A 12,804-nucleotide genomic window follows, 5' to 3' on the forward strand; every position below is an offset into this window, starting at 1 on the left:
GAAAATGAAAAAAATGGAAAAAATTAGTGTCATCGTCCCTGTGTATAATTCAGAGGCTTATCTTGAAAATTGCTTAAATAGTATCATCCAACAGACCTATCAAAATTTAGAAATTATCTTAGTCAACGATGGTTCAACGGATGGTTCTGCCGCTATTTGCCAACGCTACAAGATTCAGGACCCTCGAGTGAAGGTCTATCATAAGCCTAATGGAGGAGTTGGATCAAGCCGGAATCGTGCTTTAGAAGCGGTGACGGGTGACTATATTCTCTTTGTGGATAACGATGATTGGTTGGAACTGGATCATATCGAGAGTTTATATCATTTGCTGAAAAAAGCAGATGCAGATATTGCAATTGGAAATTTCACTCAATTTATGGAAGAAGAGGGGAACTTTTTAATCCATGTTGGGGGAAATGATTATTTCGAGCGTGTCTATTCTCCTTTTGAGTGGTTCCAACATCAATATGAAGGACAATATAATCTGAGCCAATGTTTCACGGTCCCTTGGGCAAAGCTTTATAAGGTGGAATTGTTTAAGGAGATTGTTTATCCAACAGATAAAACGGTAGAGGATGATTATACGACCTACAAGGTCTATCTACAAGCCGATAAAATTGTCTATATGAACCGTGCCATCTATCTGCATCGTAAACGTGAGACAAGTGTGACTAAAACGGTCAATCTTGCAGATGTTTATCCGTTACAAAGTATCGAAGAACGCATGATGATTCTTCAATTGATCGGAGCTCCAAAGGGCTTAATAGATGCAGAAATTGCTGCTTACAAGTGGCGATTGGCCATTCATGAAGAAGAGACCTTAAAACATGGAGACATGGAAGCTTACCAGCAAGTACTGGTAAAAAGACGGATCAAGGAGAAGAGTGTTCATGCATGATACAAAAAGTCGAGCGATTGTTCTAGCAGGAAATCAGAACTATACCGCTCAGTTATCGACGACTATAAAATCCATCTTTTATCACAATAAAGATGTGAAAATTTATGTTTTGAATCGAGATATCCTTCCAGACTGGTTTCGAAAACCACGGAGGATGGCTCAGCTCTTAGGGGGTGACCTCATTGATGTCAAACTGGATCCAGACGATCTGAAGGATACCTGGTGGACTCAGGAACATATTAGTATGGATACGTATTCTCGCTATTTTATTTCCAAGTATATCTCAGAGGAAAAGGTGCTGTATCTCGATGCGGATTTGCTGGTTCTAAAGAACTTAGAGGATGTCTTTGAAATAGATATGAAGGACTACCCGATTGCAGCCGTGATGGACACAGATAACCAAAGCTTTAATGCGGGTGTCTTATTAATTGACAATGGTTTGTGGAAACGAGAAAATATGACAGATCAGTTGGTGAATGAGACGAATGGTTCACTCCGGCAAGCTCTGGAAGGAAATATTCCTAAATTTAATGGGGACCAGACAATCTTTAATAAGGTCTTTCGTGATAGATGGTTGGCCTTGGATAAAAGGATGAACCTCCAAGTTGGTCATGACGTGACGGCTTTTATGAGTCATTGGCCAAATCACTTTATAGATAGTGAAGATCCCTATATTGTGCATTTTGTCTCTCACCGAAAACCATGGACGACGCTAAGTGCCAATCGTTTCCGCCAATTATGGTGGGCCTTTCATGATATGGATTACAGTCAGGTCTTGTCTCACCATATGGGGGACTTCCAGATAGAGGTGGATCCAGATTATGAGCTCCATCTGTTCAATTTGACCAATTCTCAATCCTTTAAAAACCTTGAGGAATTGATTCAGGGACATCCGAAGGCCTTGTTCCATATTGCTGCCTATACGGAAATGGGAGAGGAATTGGTGCATCTTGCAAAATATGAAAATGTTAGATTGTATCCAGAAATCGTCCCTCCAGTATTGGAAGAACTTATCCATCGTTCTGCTGCCTATTTAGATATTAATTATGGTACTGCTGATCAAGCAACCTTGGCGACTTATGCGAAAACAGGAAAACCAATCTTGTCCTTCCCGGAAACCAGACATAGTGAGCAAGCGCAGTTAGAGGTTAACACAGTTGAACAAATGCATTCACTCATTAAAGAGCGTATAAAGACAGGGAAATGGGGAGAAGTTCACGAGCTTCCACGATTGAACTCCTTTACCATGACCCAAACGCAAGATCTCGAGTCAATTGAAGAACTGGTTTGTGCTCTTCCTTTTGTAGAGTTTCATATCGGCGCTTGGACAGCAATGGGGCCTAAGTTAATCGAATTAAAGAAACATCCCAATGTTAGTTTGTATCCTGCGATCAATCAGGAGCAGTTGACCCAGTTGATTCATAGTGCGGATCTTTATTTGGATATTAATCATGGCGATGAAGCTGGTGAGATTCTATCACAGGTAGAATTGGCGGGGATTCCTAGTTTTGGTTTTTATAAAACCCAACACGGGAACCATGGGCAGTTTCTTTTTTCAAGTGAGCGACCACAGGAACTGATCACGGCAATTGAACAGTTGGATAGGGAAGGAAGCTTGCCTCAAATTCTCCCTCTACCTACGGTTAAGTCCATTGATGAGAGTCTGGACTTCATTAGGGAAAATCATTCATCTGTCATTCGTTTTGGAGATGGTGAAATCAATCTAATAGCTGGCCATTCTATCGCCTACCAAGATTATCATCCTGAACTAGCACGGTCTCTACGTGAGTTGGTTGGAATGAACAGTTCAGAAAAACTCTTAGTCTGTTTGCCAGATGCTTTCGAAAATCGCTTCCAATTTACATGGTGGGCAGAAGATTTTTGGAAAAAGCATTTGGATCATTATGATCAGTTTTATCGTGAAATTGCTCCAGCCTCTTGCTATGGTTCTACCTTTATTTCACGTCCTTATATTGACTTTAAAGATAAAAGTCGAGCGGCCTCCCAGTTTGACAAACTTAAAAAACTGTGGAAAAATCGAGATATTCTGATTGTTGAAGGAGCAACTTCTCGTACAGGGGTGGGAAATGATCTGTTTGATCGTGCAAACTCCATCCTACGAATTGTTTGTTCTTCACACAATGCTTATAAGGATGTGGACACAATTGAGGCCACGATTCGCCAATATGCGGAGGATCGTTTAATTCTAATTATGTTAGGCCCAACGGCAAAAGTGTTGGCTGCTCATTTGGCGAATGATGGTTACCAAGCACTGGATATTGGGCATATTGATTCAGAATACGAGTGGCTACAGATGGGAGCACAGACGAAAGTTAAGTTGAAACACAAACACACGGCAGAATATAATTTTGACCAAGATATTGAATTCATCGAAGATGAAACCTACACCAAACAAATCGTGGCAGACTTATCTCGTTTGCCAATAGAATAAGAAAGATATATGAATAATAAAAATGCAGTAGTATTGGCAGGAGATTATGCTTATATTCGTCAGATAGAGACCGCTTTAAAATCTCTTTGCTATCACAATCGCCAGCTTAAAATATACCTTTTCAATCAAGATATCCCAGTCGAGTGGTTCCGTGCCACGAGAGAGCATGTGGAGAGACTCGGAGGAGAGCTTCTTGATATTAAGTTGATTGGACCACAGTTCCAGATGAATTGGACGAACAAACTGGGTCATATCAACCATATGACCTTTGCACGGTATTTTATTCCAGATTTTGTTCAGGAGGATCAGGTTCTTTATTTGGATAGTGATCTTGTTGTGACTGGGAATCTTGATTCTCTTTTCAATCAGGAGTTGGGAGAGAATTATGTTGCTGCCGTTCGTTCTTGTTTTGATGCGGGAATCGGTTTTAATGCGGGCGTATTATTGATCAATAACCGTCTTTGGAAGGATCAGCAAATCCGTCAGGTTCTAGTCGAAACGACAGAGCGCGAACATGCAAATGTGGGAGAAGGGGATCAATCGATTCTCAATATGGTATTTGAAGATCGCTATTTAAAATTGGATGATATTTACAATTTTCAAATTGGTTTTGATGCGGGAGCGGGGGAAGCTGGTCATCGTTTTGTGTTTGAAATCCCTTTGGACCCGCTTCCTCTGATTCTTCATTATATCTCTCCTGATAAACCGTGGAACCAATTTTCAGTAGTGAGATTACGTGACCAGTGGTGGCGGTATCATCTAATGGAATGGTCTGAGGTGATGAGTCATTGGAAAGAACGTGGCTTTGAGTTGGGACCAAAAAATTCCAAGCCCCTTCTAACCTGTTATACACTAACGAATTCTTATCTCTTAGAACAGATAGAATATTTGGTCCAACACCTTCCGGAAGTTCATTTTGAAATCGCTGCTTATACTTATATGGCAGTAGATTTGTTACGTTTATCACAATATCCGAATGTGAGTCTTTATCCGAATACGTATCCGCTTTTGATCGAGCAACAGTTACCACAGGTAGATCTTTATTTAGATATCAATCATTTTGATAAAATTCCATTGATATATGAGTTGGTTGGTCAGGCCGGAATCGCGATGTTTGCATTTAAAAATACCCAGGGACAGGGACAAACTTATCAGGGTGTTTTTTCTCATGAACATCCAGAAGAAATGGTGGTAGCTATTCGTCATTATATTGAAGAGCGTAGAAGTAATAGAAAGGGGCCAGAATTATTGTGAGCAGATTTCGACATACCGTTGTTTTAAAACGGATTTCTTGGACCTTGTTTTTCCTCTTTATATATATGCTAGGAAGCCAATTGCTATTACCTTTTGTCAATCTAGATGATCCTAACTTTTTAGGTGGAGCTACTTACTCGTTAACTTTTACAAGTGCCATGATGGGGGGGAATCTAAAGTCGCTTTCTGTCTTCTCTGTCGGCTTATCTCCCTGGATGTCTGCCATGATTCTCTGGCAAATGTTCACACTTTCGAAAAAGTCAAACTTAGGGAAATTACCATTAGAAATTCAAGATCGGAGACGAATGTATTTGACATTAGGGATTGCATTGATTCAGTCATTGGCTGTTTCACTCAACTTACCGATTGAGGCGGGTATCCCCAAGGGGCTAGCAATTGTCACAAATACTTTGCTTTTAATAGCGGGGGCCTTCTTTCTGGTTTGGCTGTCAGACCTGAATTCTTTCATGGGAATTGGTGGTTCTATTGTGATTTTGATGGCCAGTATGGTAGCGAATATTCCACAGCAGATTGTGACGAGTATTCAACGCTTGCATGTTGGTTTGGATTTTATTCTCTTACTGGTTGTCATGGGTGTGATCTTTCTCTACGTTTCTGTTACTTTCCAGGAGGCACGCTATCGGATTCCAGTAAATAAAATCGATATTCATAATCGGTTTAAACAATACTCTTATTTGGATATTATGTTGACACCAGCAGGTGGGATGCCTTTTATGTATGCCATTTCGATGGTTTCTATTCCTCAGTATGTGCTGCTCTTGTTGCGGATGGTATTTCCTAAAGATGACTGGATTCCTAAATGGATATCGGCTCTCACAATTGGGCAACCTCTTTGGCTGGTGCTTTACCAACTGATTCTGTTTGTTTTGTCCATTGCTTTTGCCTTTGTAAATGTCAGCGGTGAACAAATCTCGGAACGGATGCGAAAGTCCGGCGAATATATCTATGGTATTTATCCTGGTCCCGATACTAGTCGATTCCTGAATCGTTTAGTCATGAGATTTGCAGTTATTGGAGCGGTATATACTGTTTTGATGGCGGGAGGTCCCATGTTGGTCGTTTTAATGGATCCACAATATCTACAATTAAGTATGATCCCAGGTATGTTTCTGATTTTTAGTGGGATGGTTTATAATATTCGAGAAGAAGTAAAAGCCTTGACGCTAAATGAATCCTACAAGGGATTGTTTGAGTAGAATGATAGTGAGAAATGCTGGTGCAAATACGATCACTCTCAAGAAAACTTTGAGAGTGATAGGTAGCTAGATGAATCAATTGTCTGGCTACCTATCACTATGATGTTCGTAGTCCAGTAGAAAAAGTTTTGGCCTTTGCTTATGGAAGATTGGTTTTCTATAGAAAAGGCATCTTTAATGCTATCTCCCCCACTTTGTTGTTGGGATAAACGCATGAATTTTAATCAAAATAAAGTCATTGAAAAGGAGCACTATGTACTATTTTATTCCTGCTTGGTACGGGCAAGGGGTTGAGTTTTGGCAACCAGATATGACCCCATGGTACAATAGAAGAAAAAAATTGATTTTGATGATACACTCCATCAAGTGAGAATCTTTCAAGAACAGGATCTGGACCCGACCCTATTGTTGTTGACCTACCAACCTCATTTACGGTATTTTTTGCATCGATACGATCTTTTAGAAGTCAATTGTTTCTCAGTTTTTGATGCGATTCAAGGAATTTCCGATCACTCCATGCGTTGCCTTCAAGTGAAGGACTTAAGCTGGGGAGATGATTGTGATTTTATCTATACGCCCTTTGCAATTGTAGTAGAGAAGAGTGGCCAACGTTACGCCGAAATTGAACTAGGACCCGAAGGATATCTGAGCATGATCCGCTATTTTCGAAATGGTCAAATCTTGAGAGAAGTGATTTATGATGATCGTGGCTTTGTTTCCAGTGTTCTTCAATTTCAAGATGGGCAGGCAAGTTATCGTGCCTATATGGATTCAGAAGGGATATGGCAGTTGTGCCATTTTCTTGATGGTCGTGGAATTGTCTGCAATCCGGATATGAAGCATCGCTTTAAAAAAGACTACTATCTTAATTTGGAAGAGGTTATTTGGGAGTTCTTTGATCGCTATCTTGAAGAACAGGCCAAAAGCTCGGATTGTTTTGTGGTGGCTTCTGAACGAAGGATGAACCGAGATGTTTTTGAGCATCTTCCTCAGGAGAGCCAAAAGGTTTTAACCTGGTTTAAAGAGAGGAATCAATCAGATTCAATAGAAGATTACGAACCCTATTTAAAAGCAACCAAATTAGTGGTTAGTGATCATCAGAAGTTTGTGGATCAGGTTTGTGAATGTTTCCCAGATCAGGCGTCAAAAGTTCGACATATGGCGCCCTATGATACACGGCTTTCTCTAGGGATGAGTCAACGTGTAAAAGAATCAAAAATCTTTTATCAGATCGATTTAGACCAGTTGGATATGGATGCCATTTATCAAGTATTGGCATTTGTAGCTAAATACCCTAGAACGAAGGTGTTATTTGGTTGTTTCAATGCCCAGCATTCTGACTTTGAAAGTTTGAAAAAAGGAGTAGAAGACCTCATTTCAAGGTCCTTTCGACTAGATGATTTTGTATCTATTAAAGAAAGTCAAGGGGCTGAAAACAAGCTAGTAGAAAATCAAGAAATGGAGTATCGTTTTGACTTTGTAAATCTTCTTGATGAAACAACTTTGATGAGGGAATTGAAGTACACGCGTCTGATTGTCGATCTGAGTCCAGAGCCTCATCGGTACACTCAGCTTGCTGGCATCAGCGCAGGGATTCCTCAGATAAATATTGTAGCTTCTGATTATGTTAGTCACTTAGAGAATGGTTATATTTTAGAACAATTAGCAGACTTTGAGGAAGCTGCATACTATTATCTAGGTCAATTAAAACATTGGAATCAAGCTTTAATTGCTGCAATTGATAAGATCAGAGAAAATACAGGGGATCGCTTTGTCGCAAAATGGGAAAATGACTTGAAGGAGAAATAAAATGTCTAAAGTGACTATTTTGCAAATTGGACGTAAAAATTGGATGAACCAGTTAGAGCTTCCCAAAAATATAACATGGATCTACCTGCGTGCCGGGCTAGCAAGTGATATTAAGGCACGAATGAAGCAGGGGAAAATAAAAAGTTTTGATGCAGTTTTAGTAGATGATCCGCTCGCCTTATGGTTGTTATCGGATTTACGTGATTATTTGGCCCCCTATACTGTTTTTTATGATGAAACTATCAAAATCGTTGATCCGCGTGTAAAACAATTTACAAAAGAGGTGTGTGCAGTACCAACTGACTTCTCTCAACCTCAGGAACTCCTTCGGATCTTACCAAAGGCGCTATTTTCAGGTCAGTATGGTGATAAACTGTTTCCTTTCCAAATTCAGGTACAACCACGATTTAAAGGGAAGGTAACCTATAATGGTCATGAGAATATGTGCCTTGAAGGAGAGTACGGTTCTTCTTTTAAACCCCTATTAAATTGGTCTTATAATATACGAGTTGATAAAGATAGGCCTGTCGAATTGTGGTTGGAATTTGAAAAAGAAGAGACTTGTCAATGTCAGCTGGTTTTAAGAGTGATCCCAGAAGGTGCTGTTACCGATATTGCAAAGACGGTCATTGTCAGTGAAGAAGAGATGCGTGAAGGCGCGATTGTCCTAGACCAAGAGATGACCTATATGATATCTGCAACTCTTGAAGCCAAGGGGCAAGGGCGTCTCATAGTTGGGAATCTTCATCAACGTTGGACACGATTCCAATTTGGGAAGTACCTATTAGGAGGAGGCATTTTACATGATCGTCATCGTCAAGAATTGAATTACTTCTTTCATCCAGGAGATTTCAAGCCACCCTTATCCGTGTATTTTGCAGGTTTTCGCCCGGCAGAAGGTTTCGAGGGGTATTGGATGATGCGTTCGATGGGGACACCCTTTCTTCTGTTTTCAGATCCCCGATTACTAGGTGGGGCATTTTATATGGGGAGTGATGAGTTAGAACAAGGGGTACGAGATACCATCCAGCACTATTTAGATTATTTGGGATTTGATCAGGACCAACTGATTTTTTCTGGAATGTCAATGGGGACATATCCCTCTTTGTATTATGGTGCTGATTTTGAGCCACATGCCATTATTGTTGCAAAGCCTCTTGCAAATATAGGAACGATTGGAAATAGAGCACGGTTGTTAGCGCCGGAAGTCTTTCCAACAGGAATTGATGTCCTTCATATGCAGACAGGTGGTTTAGAGAATGCCGAGGTTCAGGAACTGGATAACCGTTTTTGGGACAAGTTTAAGCAGGCAGATTTTAGCAATACAACCTTTGGCCTTTCTTATATGAAGGATGAAGATATGGATCCAACTGCCTATGACGATTTGACCACTGCACTTTATTATTCAGGTGCTAAAATCCTCAGCAAGGGAACCACAGGACGACACAATGATGATTCGACCACTGCGACAACCTGGTTTATCAATTTTTATCGAATGATACTGGAAAATGATTTTGGAAGAAAAGGATAGAGATGACATATATGAAAACACCTCAAATTTTATGGGGAGCGAATATGAGAACCTATATGCATGGTTCACAAGTTGAACAATTTCAAGATGGTTCGGTTCGTTTTTATAATCCTTTAGTGGCTTCAGGAACGGAGATACATTCTTGGACTGCCATACAAAATTATCAAGGAAGTCGGACCCAGCCAGTCTTGCCTTTATTGAAAAAAGGTCAGACCTACCGACTAGATGCCTTTTATACGACGGTTCCACAAGACTCAGTTTATCTCAAAGTAAGTTTTTGGGATCGTTATGATAAGGAAGTGAAACAAATTATCGAAAAGAGTCATTCGGTGACATTTGTCTACCCTAAGGAAGCCTATTATTATAGTATTGCTTTGTTGAGTGCAGGCGTGCTGGAGTTGAACTTTAAAGGGATGGTCATTGAAGAAATAGGTGATGGACATGTTTAAACGTTTAAGACCGATGAAATCTGTCAAAGAATTACTTCATCAAGTCAATAGTTGGGCTGAGCAGATCGAACTATTAACAGATCAACAATTAAGGGACAAGACGACTACCTTTAAAAAGCGGCTGGAACAAGGTGAAACGTTAGATGATCTATTGCCAGAAGCTTATGCAGTGGTCCGTGAAGCCGATCGGCGTGTTTTAGGGATGTTTCCTTACGATGTACAGGTCATGGGAGCTATTGTGATGCATCAGGGCCATATCGCTGAGATGAGTACTGGAGAAGGAAAAACGTTGACAGCTACCATGCCTATTTATCTAAATGCTTTGACGGGTGAAGGGGTTATTCTTGTCACAACCAATGAATATCTAGCCAAACGTGACGCGGAAGAGATGGGACAGGTCTATGAGTTTCTAGGCTTATCTATCGGCGTTCCATTTGCAGCAGATGGAGAAGATCTGGAAGCATCAGATAAACGTGTGATTTATGCATCTGACATTATCTATACGACGAATAGTGGTCTCGGATTTGATTACTTAATCGATAATCTGGCATCGAATGAAGAAGGGAAATTTTTACGTCCATTTAACTACGCGATTATCGATGAGGTTGACTCAGTTTTATTGGATAGTGCTCAAACGCCATTAATCATTTCGGGGTCTCCTCGTGTACAATCAAATTATTATGGCATGATCAATACCCTTATGACCACAATGGTTGAAGGGGAAGACTATATCTTTAAAGAAGAAAAAGGTGAGGTTTGGCTGACAGAAATAGGAGCTCATTCAGCAGAAGCTTATCTGGGAATCGATAATCTTTATGCCAAAAATAATGGAGAATTTGCCCGACATCTCATCTATGCTTTAAGAGCTCATAAACTTTTTAAAAGAGATAAAGACTACATCGTTCGCCAAGGAGATATGGGAGCTGAGGTTGTCCTCCTTGATCGAGCAACAGGTCGCCTAATGGAGTTGACCAAATTACAAGGTGGGCTCCATCAAGCGATTGAGGCAAAAGAGTTAGTCAAACTCTCTCCCGAGACGCGTGCGATGGCTTCCGTTACTTATCAGAGCCTCTTTCGAAAATTCAAGAAGATTTCAGGCATGACTGGGACCGGGAAGACAGCTGAGAAAGAATTTCTAGATACATTTGGAATGCAAGTCATTCAGATTCCGACCAATCGTCCCAAACAAAGGGTAGATTACCCAGATAATCTCTATGTGACCTTGCCAGAAAAAGTTTATGCTTCTTTAGAGTGTATTAGGACCTACCATGCACTTGGCAATCCTCTTCTCATTTTTGTTGGATCCGTTGAAATGTCTGAACTTTATTCGAATTTGCTCCTCAGAGAAGGAATCGCTCATAACCTCTTAAATGCCAATAATGTTGCCAGAGAAGCTGAGATGATTGCGGAGTCAGGTCAGATGGGTGCTGTTACGGTTGCGACTTCTATGGCTGGAAGAGGGACCGATATTAAATTGGGCCCTGGTGTAGCAGAGTTGGGCGGTCTTGTGGTCGTAGGGACAGAAAGAATGGAAAGTCAACGGATAGATTTACAGATTCGCGGTCGTTCTGGACGTCAGGGAGATCCAGGAATATCGAAATTCTTTGTGTCCTTAGAAGACGATGTCATCAAAAAATTCGGGCCTGAGTGGGTACATAATTTTTACAAAGATTACAATGTGGAGGATCGTGTTCATTATCAGGAACTAACAGGGCGTCGTTACCGTAAGTTGGTTGAAAAAGCTCAAAGAGCAAGTGATAGTGCAAGTCGTTTTTCACGGCGTCAGACATTAGAATATGCTGAGTGTATGAATATCCAGCGGGAGTTAATCTATGGACAACGTGACCACTTGATTTATCAAGACCAAGACTTGAATGAGACCATAGATTCTGTCCTTCATGATTATATAGAAAATGTCGTAAAAGAGGGAAGTCTAACAAAAAAGGAAGATTTGTATCACTTTATTCTCAACAATATCAGTTTTCAGATTGATCAAATACCAGAAAATCTTGATTTACTAGATGAAAGAGCGGTTGCTTCTTTGATCTATCATTTCGCGTATGAAGAATTGAATCGAAAAAAAGAAATCTTAGAAGCTTTTGACCTTGTTCGCTATTTCCAATGTTTAGCGATGTTAAAAGCAATCGATGATAACTGGGTTGAACAGGTAGACTATTTGCAACAGTTGCAACAGGCTATTGGTGGGCAACAAGCAAGCCGTAAGAACCCTATCGTTGAATATTATCAAGAAGCCTTTGCTGGTTTTGAGGCAATGAAATCACAAATTAAAAAAGATATGGTACGTAATCTTCTGCTAAGCCAAATCTTAGTCTCACCAGATGGTGAGATTGTGGCCCATTTCCCATAAAAAGAAAGGAAACTATGTCAAATAAAGATCTATTTCACGAAGAAGTTGAAGGGCGCATGGAAAAATTAAAGCAAAAGCCAATCAAAAAAGAAAAAGCGACAACAGGCGAAAGGATTAATAAAATCTTCACCACTTTATTTGGTTTGGTGATTATCGTCGGTCTTCTCTTTACCCTGCTTGGTTTGTTGAGGTGATTATGGAAGTTTTATGTTTAATCCTATTGATTGTTTTAAGTGTTCTACTAATTGTATTGATTACACTACAGCCCCGGCAAACACAGATTTTTTCTAATGATGCTATGAGCAATATCGGAAAAGGTAGTTACTGGTCAAGCCAGCCTTTGCTAAAGATCGGGACCTTGGTGACGAGTTTAGCTCTTTTAGTGTTACTACTTTTCCTGATGATTTTCGTTTACGATTAGTGGTCAAATGAAGATTGAGTCGGGAGTGGGGAAGAACTCTGACTAATAAAAAAGTTGAAAAGGTTTCCCAAACCTTTTCAATTTTCCCATCCCCATACAGTTTCAACAGTCTGTGAGACTGTTGGAGGTTGAAACATCGTTTCCGTCACATTAGGTCATTTTTGGAGTTTAAAAAGCGAACGAAGATTTAGGAAACTTACTTTGCAAGTCCTATTCGCCACCTCAAAGCAGTGCTTTGAGCAATCAACCACTGCGTCATACAGTTATGCCTATTTAACATCAAAGGCTGGACAATTTTTGCGCAGCTTTTTTAGAACAAAAATGAGTGTGTAGTACCAGTAATTTATTTGGATAGGGATAGTATCTAGAAGGAGAGCTTGGATATTTAAAAAGTTGAAAAAACAT

General features: G+C 40.2%; 9 protein-coding genes and 1 pseudogene. All 10 read left to right on the top strand.

What is annotated here, in order from left to right; translation table 11 throughout:
* Positions 1 to 13 precede the first annotated feature (13 nt).
* The 10 genes and pseudogenes from HMPREF9421_RS02910 (at position 14) to asp5 (ending at position 12,399) form a co-directional block, all read left to right on the top strand.
* Positions 14 to 898 (top strand): glycosyltransferase family 2 protein, encoded by an 885-nt coding sequence (locus HMPREF9421_RS02910; RefSeq protein ID WP_006597101.1) that lies wholly within the window; start codon positions 14 to 16, stop codon positions 896 to 898.
* Complete coding sequence (locus tag HMPREF9421_RS02915; protein WP_006595497.1) at positions 891 to 3,350, top strand: SP_1767 family glycosyltransferase; 2,460 nt, start codon at positions 891 to 893, stop codon at positions 3,348 to 3,350. Before HMPREF9421_RS02910 ends, HMPREF9421_RS02915 begins: the two co-directional genes overlap by 8 nt.
* Before the next feature lie 9 nt (positions 3,351 to 3,359).
* Positions 3,360 to 4,604 carry a glycosyltransferase gene (locus HMPREF9421_RS02920; RefSeq protein WP_006595498.1) on the top strand — a complete coding sequence of 415 codons (1,245 nt, stop codon included), beginning with the start codon at positions 3,360 to 3,362 and terminating at the stop codon, positions 4,602 to 4,604.
* Positions 4,601 to 5,821, top strand: coding sequence for an accessory Sec system protein translocase subunit SecY2 (gene secY2 / locus HMPREF9421_RS02925; protein WP_006597088.1), 1,221 nt, complete (start codon positions 4,601 to 4,603; stop codon positions 5,819 to 5,821). The genes HMPREF9421_RS02920 and secY2 overlap by 4 nt, the downstream gene beginning before the upstream one ends.
* 310 nt (positions 5,822 to 6,131) lie before the next feature.
* Positions 6,132 to 7,630, top strand: a pseudogene (gene asp1 / locus HMPREF9421_RS02935) (accessory Sec system protein Asp1).
* A gap of 1 nt (position 7,631) precedes the next feature.
* Positions 7,632 to 9,161 carry an accessory Sec system protein Asp2 gene (gene asp2, locus HMPREF9421_RS02940; protein ID WP_006595501.1) on the top strand — a complete coding sequence of 510 codons (1,530 nt, stop codon included), beginning with the start codon at positions 7,632 to 7,634 and terminating at the stop codon, positions 9,159 to 9,161.
* Positions 9,162 to 9,163: 2 nt separating this feature from the next.
* On the top strand, positions 9,164 to 9,610 hold the full coding sequence (gene asp3, locus HMPREF9421_RS02945; protein ID WP_006595502.1) for an accessory Sec system protein Asp3: 447 nt from the start codon (positions 9,164 to 9,166) through the stop codon (positions 9,608 to 9,610).
* Complete coding sequence (gene secA2 / locus HMPREF9421_RS02950; protein WP_006597098.1) at positions 9,603 to 11,978, top strand: accessory Sec system translocase SecA2; 2,376 nt, start codon at positions 9,603 to 9,605, stop codon at positions 11,976 to 11,978. The genes asp3 and secA2 overlap by 8 nt, the downstream gene beginning before the upstream one ends.
* A 14-nt stretch (positions 11,979 to 11,992) precedes the next feature.
* On the top strand, positions 11,993 to 12,172 hold the full coding sequence (gene asp4 / locus HMPREF9421_RS02955; RefSeq protein ID WP_006595504.1) for an accessory Sec system protein Asp4: 180 nt from the start codon (positions 11,993 to 11,995) through the stop codon (positions 12,170 to 12,172).
* A gap of 2 nt (positions 12,173 to 12,174) precedes the next feature.
* On the top strand, positions 12,175 to 12,399 hold the full coding sequence (gene asp5, locus HMPREF9421_RS02960) for an accessory Sec system protein Asp5 (RefSeq protein ID WP_006595505.1): 225 nt from the start codon (positions 12,175 to 12,177) through the stop codon (positions 12,397 to 12,399).
* Positions 12,400 to 12,804 lie beyond the last annotated feature (405 nt).

Source organism: Streptococcus australis ATCC 700641 (genome assembly GCF_000186465.1).
In the GTDB taxonomy this organism is placed as follows: Bacteria; Bacillota; Bacilli; order Lactobacillales; family Streptococcaceae; genus Streptococcus; species Streptococcus australis.